Here is a 16,901-nt window from a genome sequence, read left to right on the forward strand (position 1 = left end):
TGCTAAGACTCATAAATCCTGTATGTAAAAGAAGTCTAAATATCACCTCTTTAACTAGTAATTTTTACTACATTTTTACCTTCTTCGTAAGTATTTGAGAATTCCATTAGCGATCGCTTCTGCCATGCGATTCTGGTATTCTCGGCTTGCCAATCTGGGATTGTCTTCCCGACCCGTCATATAGCCTGTTTCCACCAGAATGGAAGGCATAGAACTTTTCCTGAGGACGTAAAATCGGGCTTTGCGTGTTCCCCTATCTTTGATAGTACTGATACTGTTGAGAATAGTATTGCGAACCACGTCAGCAAAATCGCGACCACTGTCGTAATAATATACTTCTAGCCCGTTGACATCAGAACGGTTATCAATCGAATTCGCGTGAACGCTGACAAACAAAGTTGCATTAACTCGCTCGGCTATATCTACCCGTCCTTGAAGTTCTACGAAAAAGTCAGCATCTCTTGTTAGTACTGCTTGTACGCCATTTTTCTCTAAAATCCTGGCGATTTGCATCCCAATAGGCAAAACCACATCCTTTTCTAGCAGTCCGCCTAAGCCTGGCGCGCCAGAGTCTTTACCACCATGTCCGGGGTCAATCACTACTAGTAATTTTCCTCTGGGAACTGTGGGACGTGGTAATGGCTGCGGTATAGTCCGAGGATTATCTGTGGGATCTGGCAATTGTCCTTGAGTTGGTGGCAGTGGGGGTAAACCCACAGGGGGTATTCTAGGGGATGTAATTGGACGAGAGCGTTGTAATTGTAGAGCTAGCAGTTGACTGCCGACTTGATTAAGTTCGCCAATCTGTACTCCGGCGGCGGGTTGAACGAAAACCACAACCGAATTTGGTTCTTGCGGTTGTAAGCGGATGCGCAAAATCGGGCTAGTCGCATCTAAACTGGGGCCATTGACTCTGGGAGCTAACTTTGCATTGGCAATTGTAATTCGGAACAGACCCGTGCTGCGATCCCAACCACTGGTTGCAGATACAGCTTGGTCAGCGCGAATCAACAATTGGCTGCCATTGCCAGCAAGTTCGACAGATTGAATTGTCGCTGGCGAGTCAGTTGATGTTCTCGGCAGTTGAGTGGTATTTCCGGGTAATCTGACTACACCACCACTATTGGGCAGAACCACAAATCCACCCACACTGCTAGTGCTTGCCCGCCAATCGGGACTGTTGCTGTCTAGCTTCAGCGTCATCCGCGCCACTGGTGGTTGTGCTTGTAATTGACTAAACAGGATGCGATTGACACCATAGCGATTAATTAATACATCCCGTTGCGCTAATTTTGGTGATAAAGACGCACCTGTAATGTCAATATTAACTGTTCTTTGATCTTCTGTTCGATTCACCTGGATTTTGGGATTTGCACCACTGGTACGAACGAAAAACCCATCTCCTGTTACTCGTAAGTTCTCTATTTGAGTTGCTCCGTCTGTCGTGTTGACCGCAGTTCGGTTATCGATGGGAGTAACAGAGTCAGTTTTGACCACGTTATAAACACTTCTGGGAGGAAATACTGTCGGAGATGTTGTAGAAGGGACTACTGTCCTTGGTGTTTCTGTTTGTGGTCTACTAGCATCAGCTAAGGTGGCGACCCGATCGACTTTTGGCTCCGGTAAATTTACTGTCCAACGGCTGGCAGTGATGCCTGTAAATTTTACCTGTTGGGGGTCTAGGGTATAACCAGGAGTAAGTTCGACAACTATGCGGGTTGTCTCTTTATCAAATTGCCCAACACGAATCGAACGAATTGCTCCACCTACTGATTGCGTTACCTGTGGACGCCCAAATACGGTTTGTGGTAAATCGATTACCAAACGGGTGGGGTTAAATATGAGTTGTGCTTTTGGTTGTACAGCACCCGCAGTATTAATTTCCAACCGATTTTGATTAGGATCAAAACGCCAAGATTCTAGTCTCGCTGCAAAAGCTGGCGACGACAGTATGAAGATAGTTCCAAAAGTACCGGGTAGTAACCAGTGTAATTTCACAATCCATTCTCCTGATTTGCATTCATGGGAGCCGTTAAGCTTTCAAAATATTGATAAATCCTCACACCGTCACTGCCCAAACTTTAGCTTTAATGCAGCAAAAGCATTTCGCACTTGGATCGAGACACAGCTAATGGCGTAAAATCTTAGCATGTACCTGTAATTTTGCCATGCTGTTAGCGCTACGAATTTTAACCTGCAAAGCATCAGGGTACACCAAAAAAGACAACTATAATTAAACTGACTCAATCAATCTTAGTTAATGAAATTGCAATCAACCAAAAATTGATTTTAATCTGTTTGACTGCTAGTAATTAATGCACCAAGTGTAGAAATCCAAGTAATTTAAACTGGTATATTCGGGCTAGCGACAGCTACTCTTTAATATTTAGAAAAATATTTATAGATGGGTGTGTCGAGCAGTACAGATGAGACTAATTGCCTGTAAAAGCGAATCGACTTTTATAGATTACTCAGCATAACTGTCTTGAAAATGGGGCATTGGGGAGCTAGGTATTCGCTCTCCAGCGTTCCCGTAAGATAGAGGTTCCTCCAAGTTAGATTAACCTAAGGGTCTTGGAGTTTTTCGCTATCAGCAATTGGCGAAACAGTTCGCTGTCTTGCAGAACTTCACGTTGGGCGTAGCCCTTCCTACCGGATAGGGATTTTGGGAATGCAAAGCAAAATCCGTTCCCTTCCCTAGGAGAAAACAAGCTACGCATTAGCTTCTTTGCAAGAGAAGAAGGTTCCCGCAAGGTAGCGTAAGGCAATAGGGTTAATAATTTTCATGTTTGGTTATGAGAATTGCCGCTGATGGATTTCTAAAAAAACTAAAAGGAAAGAGAAAATTTGTGCTACATATTGGTATTAAAGTTAATGTCTAATTAGTTGTATAACAATTGGCATCATTCAGTCTAACTACTCAAATTTTCTAGTGGTTTTCTTATCTTTGTTTAAGGTACTGGAGAATACCGCGAGCGATCGCTTCCGCCATTTGATTTTGATACATTAAAGTTTGTAATTTAGCAACATCCTCTCGACCAGTTAAATAGCCTGTTTCTACAAGAATCGAAGGCATAGAACTTTTTCTGAGGACATAAAACCTGGCTCGCCTTACTCCTCGGTCTCTGACATTCAAATTTTGCAGAATGCTGTTATGAACAGTGCGAGCTAGACCTAGACCATTGTCGTAATAATACGTTTCTAAGCCACTCACATCCGGACGCCCCGCACCTGCTGAATTGGCATGAATGCTTACAAATACGCTAGCATTTGCTTTCTCTGCCATTTCTACTCGTCCTTGCAGGCTGACGAAATAGTCAGCTTTTCTGGTCATGATTACTTGCACGCCATTTTGCTGCAAAACCTCTGCCACTCTTGCGCCAATGGGTAGGATAATATCCTTCTCGCGTACTCCACCAATACCAATAGCTCCTGGGTCTTTGCCACCGTGACCTGGGTCAATTATGACTAGCGCTCGTCCATTAAGAATCGGGGAACGCGAACCAGGTTGAGATATAGGTGGTAGAGAACTGTTGGGGTCTGGCAATGTGCCACGATTTGGTGGTGGTAGAGGTGGTAATCCAATAGGAGGCCTAACGACTTGAGAAGATCGTTGTAATTGCAGAGTCAAAAACTGGTTATTCTGGTTGAGTTCACCAATTCTGACTCCGGCGGCGGGTTGAACGAAAACCACAACCGAATTTGGTTCTTGCGGTTGTAAGCGGATGCGCAAAATCGGGCTAGTCGCATCTAAACTGGGGCCATTGACTCTGGGAGCTAACTTTGCATTGGCAATTGTAATTCGGAACAGACCCGTGCTGCGATCCCAACCACTGGTTGCAGATACAGCTTGGTCAGCGCGAATCAACAATTGGCTGCCATTGCCAGCAAGTTCGACAGATTGAATTGTCGCTGGCGAGTCAGTTGATGTTCTCGGCAGTTGAGTGGTATTTCCGGGTAATCTGACTACACCACCACTATTGGGCAGAACCACAAATCCACCCACACTGCTAGTGCTTGCCCGCCAATCGGGACTGTTGCTGTCTAGCTTCAGCGTCATCCGCGCCACTGGTGGTTGTGCTTGTAATTGACTAAACAGGATGCGATTGACACCATAGCGATTAATTAACACATCCCGTTGCGCTAATTTTGGTGATAAAGACGCACCTGTAATGTCAATATTAACTGTTCTTTGATCTTCTGTTCGATTCACCTGGATTTTGGGATTTGCACCACTGGTACGAACGAAAAACCCATCTCCTGTTACTCGTAAGTTCTCTATTTGAGTTGCTCCGTCTGTCGTGTTCAAACCTTGAGACAACTCAGGTTTGGTGACAGAGTCTAGATTTAATACACTAGAAACACTATTAGTAGAATTTGCTACTTTATCAACATCTGGCCTTGGTAATTTTACAAGCCAGCGGCTGTCTGTGATGCTGATAAATTTGACCTGTTGCGGGTCTAGGGTATAACCAGGAGTAAGTTCGACAACTATGCGGGTTGTCTCTTTATCAAACTGTCCAACACGAATCGAACGAATTGCCCCACTTAATGGTTGTGTTACTTGTGGACGACCAAATACAGTTTGTGGCAAATCAATTACTAAACGGGTGGGGTTGAAGATGAGTTGTGCCTTTGGTTGTACAGCACCTGCGGTATTGATTTCTAGCTGGTTTTGATTGGTATCAAAACGCCAAGAGTCCAGCCTTGCTGCTAAAGTTGGTGACGCTAGCAATAAGATAGTTCCCAAAGTACCAGGTAGTAACCAGTGTAATGTCACAATTTTTTCTCTTGATTCGCATTCATAGAAGTAGTCAATATTTCAACATATTGGTAAATGGGCACACTTTTACCACCTCAAGTTAGCTTTAATGTCTGCTTGACCTTTAAAACTATGATCGCGACATATACAATAGAGTGTAATTTTATACTTTAATCTCATTTCTTCTATGCAGTTAGCGCTGAGAAATTCAATTCGAAAAGCATTAGGTAAAGACGACAAAGGATAACCAGACTTAACTTTAACTAGTAAATCTCAATCAGTAAAATTGACCTGATTTTCAGAAGTTTATTGGAGATGGGCGATCGCTACCTCAAGTATCAACTTCCAATTACTATCAACATGATGTGGTTAGGCTGGCGAGTTAATTCCTAATTGCTGAACAATGACTAAAGTTAGGATGAGAAAATACAGAAAAGCTGTAACCCTAGAACATTTTGAATGCTGAATTGGATAACAAAAAATCAAAATTGACAATCTTAGGGGACGGAGATTTGGCACGAGAAGTTTCCTATGAGCATAGAAAAATCCTGAAGTTACTCGGAGAATACTGACACAGAATGGTATGTAACTCACACCTATAGCAATATCTGAAGAAAAGTCACTACGTGTCTGCGCAACTAGCGACTGAGTTCTGAATGATTCCGATTCAGAACTCAGTCTTAATCTACCTCAAGAGGCAATGAACAGGGTGTTTTTACCTAAGATATGCACTCAACTTTCCTGAGAATCAGGAGATGATTCCAAAATACCAGCATCGCTTGACTTTGAGACAAGCAATTGAGGTGTTTCTATTGTCAAGGATGGAGCCGAAGCACCATCTAAAATCAATTGATCTGAGTCTGTTGAGACGTTATCTGTATCGGGAAAGACAAATCGTAACAAGGGAGGAGCTAAAAAGGTTGTCAGTATTACCATCATGATAATTGCTGCACCCAGGGGTTTGGAGAGCGCACCACTAGCAGCACCAACACCAGCAAATACTAATCCAACTTCGCCTCTGGGAATCATCCCCACACCAATTGCCAAACGGTTGATTTGTGGTTGCCCAAACACCGTTAAGCCTGTGATAACTTTACCAACGATCGCTACGGCAATCAGGAAAGATGCCATAACTAAACCTTCCCGATTGCTAGGGATTGCTGGGTTCAATACGCCTAAATCAGTTTTTGCGCCCACAGCTACAAAGAAAATGGGCACTAACATATCAGCAATAGGAATGACTTGCTTTTGCAGTTCTTTGCGCTTATCTGTCTCTTCCAAGACTAAACCAGCAGCAAACGCTCCCAGAATTGCTTCCAACTGAATCACAGCCGCAAGATATGCCATCACAAACGCAAAGATGAATGCTGGTATGACCAACTCACCTCGTGTTTTTAGGCGATCGACGATCGCAACAAAAGTCTTATTGAAAACATTACCCAGTAGGATAGCACCCACTAGAAAAGCAGTGGCACTGATAATGAGATAAATGACTTTAGTCACATCTACCTCACCATCTTTAGCAAGACTAGCAACTACAGCCAAGACAATAATTCCCAGTACATCATCAATTACAGCAGCACCGAGAATAATCTGCCCTTCTTTAGAATTGAGACGCCCCAGTTCTGAAAGTACCTTAGAAGTGATACCAATACTAGTAGCAGTCAAAGCCGCCCCAGCAAAAATTGCAGGTACAGCACCAATACCAAACAAAGTCATCAACCCAATAGTACCTGCCGCAAAGGGTGCTGCTACTCCCACTATTGCCACGATAGTAGCTTGGATGCCAACTGCCATTAAGTCTTTTAAGTTTGACTCCAAACCAATTTCAAATAGCAGGATAATCACACCCAGTTCTGACAAAACAGAAATGACCTCTGACTGTGCGTTAAATACTCCATCAGCGGCTTGGGGAGTCAACCCAGCAGTGCTGCGCAGAAAGGAAATAATTAAGGAACTAGAACTATCTGTACCAGCTTCTGGAAACACCACAAGATGCAAAACAGATATGCCAATAATTACACCACCTACGAGTTCGCCTAAAACAGGCGGTAAACCGACCCGATTTGATAACTCCCCACCAACTTTGCTAGCGAGGTAGATGACCACTAAGCTCAGTAGCACCGCTGCTACTACCATTGAGCTATCTGCTGTTTCTGTTGTGCTTGCCAACAGAGGAAAAGAGAAGTTCATTGCATCTAAAAACTGCATTGGTTCTGTGAAAATCCTTCTCTTTATTTTTACTCTTTTATCGAAAAGAGCTTTTTGGAGATTTTCGGTAAATTAATCTGAGTTCGATTTTGTCACCAGGAAAGTACGAAGCAATCCAACACTTGTATGGGCAATCAGCTAAATGTATGTTCTCGTGAGATTATCAAGGTCTCACGACCTGACTACAAAGGATTAAACTCTCGTTCTCAGTTCTGGTAGAAATAATTGTTGAGTTTTGTTTTCAGCAGCCAATATACCATCAAACAATTTCCTCAATTTTTCGGCTGCTGTTTTAAGTTTCAAAAAATGTAACCATTCCAGCTTTTAACTGTAGCAGTGTCACAGTGGAAATACACAAATCGTATCTACTCAATTCATGAGAATTGTGCAAATCTCTTGATGGCGGTTAACTGTTAAAAGTTGACCGTTAAATTTGAATTGTTAGATCGGCTTGATGACAAATAACCGTAGATAATTTTCCGAGGAGTGCAAATCTTATGGATAGAGCCGCTTTATCAGGTTCTCAGTTTCGTATTGGCAAATTCTGGCAAAGTTTACCTTTAGCTTTGCTCATGTGTGTAAGTTTTTCTATGCCAAGCTTGGCCCAAGAAAAAGAAAAGTTGTCGCATACACTGACAGTTAGCGGTCGGGGTATGGAAACAATTCCGACTACTCTGTCTCTTGTTAATTTAGGGGTAGAAATTCAGGGTAAAACAGCAGAGGAAGTACAGCAAGAAGCAGCTCGCAGGTCATCAGCTGTGGTTGCTTTACTGAAGAGCCGTAATGTAGAGAAGTTACAAACTACAGGTATCCGTCTTAACCCAGTTTATAGCTATACCAATAATGTGCAGCGAATTACTGGGTATGCTGCTAGTAATACTGTAAGTTTTCGGATTGCCACAGAAAAAGCTGGTACATTGTTGGATGAAGCCGTGAAAGCTGGTGCAACGCAAATTAATGGTATTAGTTTTGTGGCTAGTGATGAAGCGATCGCATCTGCACAAAAACAAGCATTGAGAGAAGCCACCCAAGACGCCCAAGCTCAAGCAGAAGCTGTTTTCAGCGCTTTGGGTTTGAAGTCTAAAGAAGTGGTGAATATTCAAGTCAACGCTGCTAGTGCGCCGCCACCACCCCCTGTATTAATGCGTGCTGAAGCGATGAAGGTGAGTAATGCGGATGTATCTACTCCAATTATTGGCGGCGAACAGCAAGTAGAAGCATCAGTGACGTTGCAAATTAGCTATTAGTCAAGAGTCCAGAGTCAAGAGTCCATAGCATTCGACTCTGGACTCTTGACTTTTGACCAAACCTTTAGAAATTTTCTGGCGAAAAATCTCCACCTCCGCCCTCACTATCACGCTTAGAACCTAATAAATCGAGTTGGTCTACCTGGATAACTGGTGATGAACGGGTGGTTCCAGAGTTGCGATCGCTCCATCTGTCAAACTTTAAAGAACCTTTGACAGCAATTTGACGCCCCTTAGTTACATAATTACCTGCTATCTCTGCCGTCTTACCCCATAATTCTAAATTGAACCAGTCTGTATGTTCCCCATCTCTAGTGCGTCGATTAACAGCTAGTGTTAATTTACATACAACCTTACCAGAATCAAAATATGTAAGACTTGGGTCGCCGCCTACACGACCAATTAGAGTGACAACATTAATGCTCATGTGCGTTACCTTTCAGTACATACGTACTTATTTATCTTGAATTCCATGATAGCGAATTGTGAAACTATTGAAAATATGTTAAAGATTTAGCAATATAGTTGTGTTTAAAAATGATACAAATTACCTGGGATAAAGTAGAAAACTATACGGATATACTGACTAAGTCAGAGAAGATCGGAAATTAGAGGTCTGAAAATACAATAAAGATTCTCAAAAGTTATCCAAAAAAATAGCCAGCTTTACTGGACTCAGGTTCAAAAACATAATAGAATCCAGCACGATTAACTCTTACCGTCGTAGTCATCAAGTATCGCAAATAGGGGGCGTAGGACGCGTGGGTCTTTTCAGGAACTTTCGCTCATCGTGGGATATGGGTATCGACCTCGGTACTGCTAATACCCTCGTTTATGTATCTGGTAAAGGTATTGTACTCCAAGAACCTTCGGTTGTTGCCATCGATCAAAATGAAAAGATCGCACTGGCAGTAGGAGAAGATGCCAAAAAAATGCTCGGTCGCACACCAGGAAATGTGGTAGCTCTCAGACCTCTGCGCGATGGGGTTATTGCTGATTTTGACACAGCCGAGCTGATGTTAAAAAGCTTTATTCAACGTGTGAATGAAGGTAAGTCTCTGATTTTACCTCGAATTGTCATTGGTATTCCTAGCGGTGTTACAGGGGTAGAAAGACGGGCTGTAATGGATGCAGCTTCCCAAGCTGGAGCCAGAGAAGTTTATTTAATTGATGAACCAGTAGCCGCCGCCATTGGTGCAGGGCTACCAGTTGCCGAACCGACTGGCAACATGATCATCGATATTGGTGGTGGTACAACAGAAGTTGCAGTACTCAGCCTTCAAGGTACAGTACTGAGCGAGTCAGTACGGATTGCTGGTGATGAACTTACCGAAGCAATTCTGCAATACATGAAGAAAGTTCATAATTTGGTGATTGGGGAACGTACTGCTGAGGACATTAAGATTCGCATCGGCTCTGCTTATCCCACCAATGACGATCATGAAGCGATGATGGAAGTCCGAGGCTTACATTTGCTTTCTGGTTTACCGCGAACTGTGACTATTAAAGGCCCGGAAATTCGTGAAAGTATGCTGGAACCGCTATCAGTAATTATCGAAGCGGTGAAGCGAACACTAGAACGCACACCACCCGAACTAGCAGCAGACATTATCGATCGGGGAATTATGCTGGCTGGTGGTGGTGCTTTGCTTAAGGGCATAGATACTCTCATTAGCCATGAAACAGGTATCGTCACACACATTGCTGCCGATCCTTTATGTTGTGTGGTATTGGGAACAGGTCGTGTTTTGGAAAACTTCAAACAACTGGAACGGGTATTCAGCGGTCGTTCGCGTAATATGTAGCAAAAATATCAGATATTGGATTCTGTACACGTAGAATTCACTATCTGATATTGGGTTTTATATAAATAGAACCTTGGATTCACAAAAAATTAACAATATAAAAATTAAGGTATGGATAGATGGTTTTATCACGTCGTTGGTGGGATCGGAAGAGCCTACAAATTGGATTAATTGTACTGGCGTTAGGTAGTGCTTGGGTACTGCGGCAAACCCAAGGTACAGCTCTGCTGGAGATGTATCAAGGAATTGCTCGGCCATTGCAAATGTTGCAAGCAGGGCCAACACCCGAAGAACGGCTGAGAGATGCGCGGTCATTAGAATTGCAAGCGCGCATTACAGATCTAGAAAGCCAAAATCAAAAGTTACAAAACTTACTAGGCTATGTAGAAAAAGAGCCAATTTCATCGCGCCCAATTCCTGCACGGGTAGTAGGACGCAGCGCCGATCACTGGTGGCAGCAAATTACTCTAGATCGCGGTGCCAACTCCGGAATTAAAGAAGGCTTTATAGTCAAGGCAGAAGGTGGATTAGTCGGTTTAGTAGAGACTGTTACTCCTAATACTAGCCGCGTGTTACTGATCAGTGACCTCAAAAGCCAAGTGGGTGTAACAGTTAGTCGCACATCAGCTAAAGGCGTCTTGCGGGGAGATGCTTCGGCTGAAGCTGTACTGGAATTTTATGAAAAAGTTCCCAATGTCAAAGTTGGTGATTTTGTCTCCACATCAACTTACAGTCAGAAGTTTCCTTCTGGTTTAGCGGTTGGAAGAATTAAATCTCTGGATTTAAAGAAGCTTCCGGCTTCAGTTGCCAAAGTTGAACTTTTTCCACCGATTCGGTCATTAGATTGGGTGGCTGTCTATCCAAAACCAGAAAACCCAATCCCAGAGGGAGAAAATCCCCAGCCGACGAACCCACAACCGCAAAAGTCTAACTAAACTCCCCAAAGCTGTTGCAACACTATGAAGATCCCTGCATTCACTGGTCGCCGACAAAAAAAGTCAAAATCGCCAGCGCGGAAATCCAGAATTAAAATCCCGCCGATCGCACGTTGGAATCCGCGCACGCGTCAGTTTGTGGATTGGTCAGTAACAGTAGGATCTGTGTTGTTATGTTTGCTGATGTTGCCAACCCGCTTACCAGGAATGGAATTGTTGGGGATTGGGCCGAACTGGTTGTTAATTTGGGTGGTGGCTTGGAGTGTTAAGCGCACAGTTTGGTCTGGGTTATTCGCAGGTGTAGTTCTGGGGCTACTTCAAGATGGAATGACATCGCCTAGCCCCACTCATGCTATATCACTGGGGATAGTAGGGATGTTAACTGGCTTAATTCAGAAGCAGCGTTTTATTGAGGAAGATTTTATTTCGATCGCGTTAATTGTCTTTGTGATGGCGTTTGTTGCAGAGACAATTTTTGGGGTGGAATTAAGCTTGATGGGCGATCGCAAAACAGAATACATCTGGACATATTATCAGCGTGTTGCCTTAGCTTCTGCGATCCTCAGCAGTCTTTGGGCACCTGTGGTTTATTATCCCCTGAATCGTTGGTGGGAAGAAATGAAATTGTTCGAGCAATCTTAAATTTGCTCTGCCAATTAGTTTTTAGGTGTAGCCGAGATTAGGGAAAACACAATTTTGCAAGTCAATAAACCAAGCTGGGGGCACAACAATGTTGTGTCCTTTTGATTTTTCAGCAACATTCAGGCTTGGAAGTGCAACGTTCTCGTTCTGAACTATTTTGATACATAGGTAGATAATATTATTGTGCTATTACCCAATTGTGCTGAACCATGCCTAATTTCTGCGTCTAAATTGCGATGTGCGATCGCCTTCAATTACAAATTCAATAAATGGGCAAAAATCTTTACAGTCATTGGGAGCAAAGCGTTCGCGTAGCGTCTCGAAGAGAAGCAATCCCAGCCCACAGCACATCCTCAAACACTGAACAATAGTATTGACAATAGTTATCTATGAAGGCTACTGTGCTTACTGCTTGTCTGTGCGGCGTAACCATCTATGTTACTTACTCCGTGTTTCTTCCTGATTATACTTTCCCCGTAGTCACAAAAGAAGGATTACAGATTAATCTGTGAGGATTAGCTTTTAATTTTGCAGATATACCCCAATAATGGCTTCTCGATCGCAAGTAACTTAAAAAAGAAAAGTACTTCTCAGAATGCCGATAGTCACTGGCTCGTTATTTGGTGTATGACCGGGTTCCAAGATATGGATGATTCCTGGTGTGATACTAATATTATTTGTTAGTTTGAAAAGATAAAATGCTTCGATATGTGTAGTTGTTCCTGGTTGTCCTCCAGCACGTCCTAATCCTGTGTCGACTAGATCGGGGACATTGCTTCCTATTGGTAGGTTGCTACTTGTAATTCTAGGAGGTTGTCCTACATAAATTCCACCTAAATTTCCCTTAGCAAATAAATCTGGGAAGTTAATAAATGCCATGTAATTTGTGGTTTCGACATTTCCTGGCTGTCCCGGAATATAAGAATTAGTATAACCACCCCATGCGCCAATATTTATGTGGGGTGAAATTTGCCAAGTTATAGTAGCACCAAAAGCATTAGTTTGTAGAGGTTCTGATTTTGCAGTTAAGCATTCATCACCCACATAAGCCTTTAAACAACCATCTGAAGCATAATTATTAACATAATACAAACTTAAATCTATAGCATCAGTTGGTGTTAGCAATAATTGCACACCTGTAGTAGTTGTGCCATCAAATAAACCCGTGCGTTTACCAGGATTGCTGGGAATATAACTAGAATAAATTGCCTGCAAACTAGCACGTTTAGCAAACTGCCAATCTATAGCTATACCACCATGACCAAATCCTATATTTAAAATAGGATTTCGTTGTGCAAAGTAAGATAATGGCCCGGTAGCAGCGCTTTCTACACGGTTTGGGCCTCGGAAAGCACTTGCCATACTCACGCCTTCGGTTCCCACCATCAGCGCTAAGTTATCAGTAATTAACCAGTGATAATTGAGGTCACTGATAATAAATTGGTTATCTGTAGGAAATTCGTAGCCAAGAATAACATCATTACGAGAAACGCTATTATTAAATCTTGGACCAGTACCACCCGTTCCATTTAAAAGACCTGTAAATAAGTAACTACGAGGGGTAAATTGGGTAGTTAAATATAGCTGAGTTAGAGATGTTAGAGCTATATTTGTGCCACCATCACTTGTATCTTTGATACCATCTCTAGGATTAACATCGCCACGGTTGCTATTCCTTCCTTGCGCTCCAACTATTACTAGTCCGCTGAGTTTAGTTGTGGTAGAGAATTGCTTGGCTTCAAGTTCAGTAGTGCGTGCTTCTAAGCTATCAACTCTACCCCGCAATGTTGCTAATTCTGGAGCAAATTCTGATTGTAATTTTTGTAATTTGGCTAAATCTTCGCGAGTAACTAAATCAGTTGTAGCTGTAGCGATTAACTCATTAACTCTATCTAAGCAAGCATTGACACCTGCGGCGAATTCATACCGTGTCAATGCGCGATCGCCACGATAGGTATTATTTGGATAACCTGCTATGCAACCGTAGCGTTCTACTAAAGACTGCAATGCTTGAAACGCCCAATCTGTCGGCTGCACATCTTTTAGTTGAGATACCGATGTTACTTGTGACATCGGATCTTCTTCCTCTAAGTAAGACTGATTTGCAGGAGATGGAAAGCTATAGTCTTGTGCAGTCGCTTTTTCTACAACTCCGTTTACGCTCGCAACGATTAACCATGCGAGCATCCAGACTTTACTCTTACTGTGGCTAATCATTATATTTTTCAATTTATTTTACTCTATATCACTATATAAGCCATGAGTTTATGTAAAATTATCTATTGTTAGCATGAGTATATTTACGTATTTTATAATAAGTTAGATGAAAAAAAATCTGGGCAATATTTAACAAGCGCGAGTATAAAAGATAAATTAACTAGCCCAAATATACTCTCTGGATAGAGTGAAAAGTAGCATGGTAAATCGGTTACGAAAGCTGACGCCAAAGTCCTTAGGACAAAATCAGCCTCGTGCAGTTAGAATCAAACATATCTTCAAGAAACCCCAGAACAATACTCAACTGGGAAATTTACTTACATCAACGCTAGCGATCGCTGCATTGTTAAGCAGTGTAGGTTTACTGATAGCTTTTGCCTGGATCAGTGTTCTATTCATATTTAATCCAGAACAAATTATTTGGCTAAATAAATTTTTACCTGAATGGGCGCAGATTTCTGTTGGTAATTACGGTGAACGTCCTCAAACCCTCAAACAAATTCAAAACAGCCTGAGCAAACAACAACGCATAGCTGGGAAAAGCCTAGCTTTGGAGCAAGATAAAGACAACTCTTTTTTATTACCAATTTTTCAGCAACGCCCTAACTGTCAGTATGATTGTCAATTAATTGTAGAACTGAGAGTTTATCAACAAGCCAAAGACTTAGAATTTCAATCCCAAACAGAAAAATATTATCGTCTTGTAGCGCAATTACCCATCGTTGGGCCGGAAGAATCCTTTGTGTTGGCTACATCTGATGAGGTAAAAATAGAAAACCTAGAAAATAGCATTCCTTTACCACTAGAAGAAGTCAAACGCTTTGAAGGGGAGACCCCATCATCCGGTTTTTGGTTTGATTTACAAGGTAAACTTCAACAAGGAACGGGTGCGATCGCTTACGGTCAAATTATCTATTACAATCCACAACGCAGTAAACTGCAACAAATGTTGTCGTGGAAAAGTCCCAATGGACAAGTGCCCAAATGGCAGCAGGCAACTGGTAGTGCGGACAAAGAATTAGTCATCGATCAAACCGTGGGTTTAGAACCACAGTTACGCATTTACCAAGTCAAAGCGATTAAGTTGTTCCTCAACCCCATTCAACTAGAAGAAATTTCCCTGAAAACGCCAGCCCTCAAAGATACTGCTTACCAAAATGCTTTATTACTGGCCCGTAGTGGACTGTGGACACCAGCCTTCGAGTGGTTGAAATCTTGGCAGAAACAGCGAAAACAGACACTCCCAGAAGCAGCGCAAGCGCAAATCGATCTGATTGGCTTACACTCCCAACTCACCAAAACCCAAGCTGATAAGATTTGGGCAATTCCAAGTCAACAGGTACTTGCAGATTTGATTGATGGTCGCTGGGCAAAAGCTTTAGAGTTATTTGAAGATTCTTCGCAGAATATCCCAGAAATTGCTACTCTACTGCAAATGGATGGCGGAAGATTGTGGAATCGAACCACAACAGCATTACGAGTCAACCCCAATAGACCAGAAGTACAAGCTTGGGGAGCATTGATTTTAGCAACTCAACGGGGAGAAGAACGAGCAATTTCTTGGTTGGAGGCACAACCCAAAATTACCCCAGATACTCTAACCCGGATTCAAGGTTTATTAGTACGCTTGAGTAATGAAGGAGTTAGACCTAAAATCATTTCTGGTCATCCCAGCCGCATTTTAGGTTCAGTAAAACCTCTAACTCAAGTTGTCAGCAGTGAGTGGCTCAGACCAAACTCAAAAACACAACTTCAGCTGATGGATAACGAAGTTTGGTATCAGGTAGAGGTAAGTGCATTTAACGATGGTAAACGCTGGCTGAATTTCCCCTTTGGAAATTTGCAGTTACCTCAAACTTCTCCTGCCAAATATCTTTGGGACACTTTGGGTATCTATTCTGACCCAGGAATGTTACTTGTGGTTTGGTTAGCCAACGGAGAACAACAAATAACTAGCGCCACAATCAAAGGAGTGAAATTGCAAGGAGGTGATTTGCGGCTACTAGTTGCTGGGCAAAAAATTGCTGACAATCAAAATAATCTTCTCCAACCCAGACCATTAGCTTTGACAGATGCGGCCTTGGAATGGATACAACCATCTCCTATAACTCTGGCAGAACTATATCAACAAGATCCCGCAAGAGTAACGGCAATGCTGCCAATTGTATGGCAGGCTCTACAACAATCTGGTCAAATTCCCAATGGTGCTAGGCCTCCTCTGGCACTTATGTTGCAAGAACTAGGCTATTGGCCAGTACAAGTGATTAATTTGACAAATAATTCTCAGCCTGAAACCGTACTAACTATCTCAGCAGAAGCGATCGCATCTTTGAAGCAATCACTATATGGAGAGCAAAAGCAGGCAGAAAATTCATCCCGTCCTCGTACCCTGATCTTGTCTGATAAGGGTAAAGTACTTTATACTGATTTTCAAAGAAATTCCGAGCAAACACTGACAGCGATCGCTCAACTTTCAGATGGGCGTTCTCTAGCTTTGTTGGTAGAGAATGCCGATAGATACGCGCTCAAGCGGTGGTCGCCCAAGAATCAGCGTTTTGAATAGCAGCTTGAGGAAGCCTGAAGTGTGAAGGTATTAATTTATCAGTACTAAGTTCGCTCCCATAACTCAAGTTACTGGATTGAATGTACTGCCGCAGGGTAATAGGTTAATTTCTTAAATTTAGCCTTGAGACTGCTTCAGACTTCAGACTTCGGTGGATTTATTGTTCTTGACTGTTACTAGACAGGCGTTGCTGTTTGAGGTTTTGCAACTGCATCAGCAAAGAGTCTATCTCTGCTTGCAAGTGCATAAATTTAACTTGCTGATCGTCTTGGTAATAAGACTTGTTTAACTTGCTGGCCCAGGCATCTTGGGACACGCGATCGGAAACACTAGATGAACAGGTAGACATAGTTAAATAGATCCACAACTCAACTCACACCATTAGAGATATTATAATAATGTAGTTTTAAGCTTTGTTAAAAAATTGTATATTTTACATCATTTACTCTAATAGGTTTTTAGTTTTGTGATAAGAGACTCAAATTGTGATACATGTGTTCCAGAGAATACATCACACCT

11 protein-coding genes are annotated in these 16,901 nt (G+C 42.4%); 5 read left to right on the forward strand and 6 right to left on the reverse strand.

Features of this window, described 5'->3' with window-relative positions:
* Nucleotides 1-75: 75 nt before the first annotated feature.
* The 3 genes from AACU33_RS24055 to AACU33_RS24065 form a co-directional block, all read right to left on the reverse strand.
* A complete protein-coding gene (locus tag AACU33_RS24055) occupies nucleotides 76-1,998 on the reverse strand; it encodes an N-acetylmuramoyl-L-alanine amidase (protein ID WP_096591235.1) in 1,923 nt (640 codons plus the stop codon).
* A 943-nt stretch (nucleotides 1,999-2,941) separates the two neighbouring features.
* The gene (locus tag AACU33_RS24060) at nucleotides 2,942-4,780 is read right to left on the reverse strand and encodes an N-acetylmuramoyl-L-alanine amidase (protein ID WP_096591237.1); all 1,839 of its coding nucleotides are present in this window, start codon (nucleotides 4,778-4,780) and stop codon (nucleotides 2,942-2,944) included.
* 714 nt (nucleotides 4,781-5,494) lie between these two features.
* A complete protein-coding gene (locus tag AACU33_RS24065) occupies nucleotides 5,495-6,973 on the reverse strand; it encodes a cation:proton antiporter (protein WP_096591239.1) in 1,479 nt (492 codons plus the stop codon).
* Nucleotides 6,974-7,470: 497 nt separating this feature from the next.
* Here AACU33_RS24065 and AACU33_RS24070 point away from each other — a divergent pair, with 497 nt between their 5' ends.
* Nucleotides 7,471-8,220 (forward strand): SIMPL domain-containing protein, encoded by a 750-nt coding sequence (locus AACU33_RS24070; RefSeq protein WP_096591241.1) that lies wholly within the window; start codon nucleotides 7,471-7,473, stop codon nucleotides 8,218-8,220.
* A gap of 64 nt (nucleotides 8,221-8,284) precedes the next feature.
* On the opposite strand, the gene AACU33_RS24075 is transcribed toward AACU33_RS24070, so the two are convergent.
* A complete protein-coding gene (locus AACU33_RS24075) occupies nucleotides 8,285-8,647 on the reverse strand; it encodes a single-stranded DNA-binding protein (RefSeq protein WP_096591243.1) in 363 nt (120 codons plus the stop codon).
* 370 nt (nucleotides 8,648-9,017) lie between these two features.
* On the opposite strand from AACU33_RS24075, the gene AACU33_RS24080 reads away from it, so the two are divergent.
* The 3 genes from AACU33_RS24080 to mreD all read left to right on the forward strand — a co-directional run bounded on the left by AACU33_RS24080 (nucleotide 9,018) and on the right by mreD (nucleotide 11,602).
* Nucleotides 9,018-10,025, forward strand: a complete 1,008-nt coding sequence (locus AACU33_RS24080) for a rod shape-determining protein (protein ID WP_096591245.1) — start codon at nucleotides 9,018-9,020, stop codon at nucleotides 10,023-10,025.
* Between the two features lie 119 nt (nucleotides 10,026-10,144).
* Complete coding sequence (mreC, locus tag AACU33_RS24085) at nucleotides 10,145-10,960, forward strand: rod shape-determining protein MreC (RefSeq protein WP_096591247.1); 816 nt, start codon at nucleotides 10,145-10,147, stop codon at nucleotides 10,958-10,960.
* A gap of 24 nt (nucleotides 10,961-10,984) precedes the next feature.
* Complete coding sequence (gene mreD / locus AACU33_RS24090; RefSeq protein ID WP_096591249.1) at nucleotides 10,985-11,602, forward strand: rod shape-determining protein MreD; 618 nt, start codon at nucleotides 10,985-10,987, stop codon at nucleotides 11,600-11,602.
* A 570-nt stretch (nucleotides 11,603-12,172) separates the two neighbouring features.
* Here the strand turns inward: mreD and AACU33_RS24095 are convergent.
* A complete protein-coding gene (locus AACU33_RS24095; protein ID WP_339376257.1) occupies nucleotides 12,173-13,789 on the reverse strand; it encodes an iron uptake porin in 1,617 nt (538 codons plus the stop codon).
* A gap of 229 nt (nucleotides 13,790-14,018) precedes the next feature.
* On the opposite strand from AACU33_RS24095, the gene AACU33_RS24100 reads away from it, so the two are divergent.
* Nucleotides 14,019-16,382: a hypothetical protein gene (locus AACU33_RS24100; RefSeq protein WP_339376258.1), complete on the forward strand. Its 2,364-nt coding sequence runs from the start codon at nucleotides 14,019-14,021 to the stop codon at nucleotides 16,380-16,382.
* A gap of 157 nt (nucleotides 16,383-16,539) precedes the next feature.
* Here AACU33_RS24100 and AACU33_RS24105 read toward each other — a convergent pair whose 3' ends face one another.
* Nucleotides 16,540-16,731, reverse strand: a complete 192-nt coding sequence (locus AACU33_RS24105) for a hypothetical protein (protein ID WP_096591253.1) — start codon at nucleotides 16,729-16,731, stop codon at nucleotides 16,540-16,542.
* Nucleotides 16,732-16,901: the final 170 nt, after the last annotated feature.

It is taken from the genome of Calothrix sp. NIES-2098 (assembly GCF_963875125.1).
Taxonomy (GTDB): domain Bacteria; phylum Cyanobacteriota; class Cyanobacteriia; order Cyanobacteriales; family Nostocaceae; genus Aulosira.

Coding starts and splice junctions, on each gene's coding strand:
- AACU33_RS24065 (WP_096591239.1), bottom strand. CDS start 6,973: ATGCAGTTTTTAGATGCAATGAACTTCTCTTTTCCTCTGTTGGCAAGC.
- AACU33_RS24070 (WP_096591241.1), top strand. CDS start 7,471: ATGGATAGAGCCGCTTTATCAGGTTCTCAGTTTCGTATTGGCAAATTC.
- AACU33_RS24075 (WP_096591243.1), bottom strand. CDS start 8,647: ATGAGCATTAATGTTGTCACTCTAATTGGTCGTGTAGGCGGCGACCCA.
- AACU33_RS24080 (WP_096591245.1), top strand. CDS start 9,018: ATGGGTATCGACCTCGGTACTGCTAATACCCTCGTTTATGTATCTGGT.
- mreC (WP_096591247.1), top strand. CDS start 10,145: ATGGTTTTATCACGTCGTTGGTGGGATCGGAAGAGCCTACAAATTGGA.
- mreD (WP_096591249.1), top strand. CDS start 10,985: ATGAAGATCCCTGCATTCACTGGTCGCCGACAAAAAAAGTCAAAATCG.
- AACU33_RS24095 (WP_339376257.1), bottom strand. CDS start 13,789: ATGCTCGCATGGTTAATCGTTGCGAGCGTAAACGGAGTTGTAGAAAAA.
- AACU33_RS24100 (WP_339376258.1), top strand. CDS start 14,019: ATGGTAAATCGGTTACGAAAGCTGACGCCAAAGTCCTTAGGACAAAAT.
- AACU33_RS24105 (WP_096591253.1), bottom strand. CDS start 16,731: ATGTCTACCTGTTCATCTAGTGTTTCCGATCGCGTGTCCCAAGATGCC.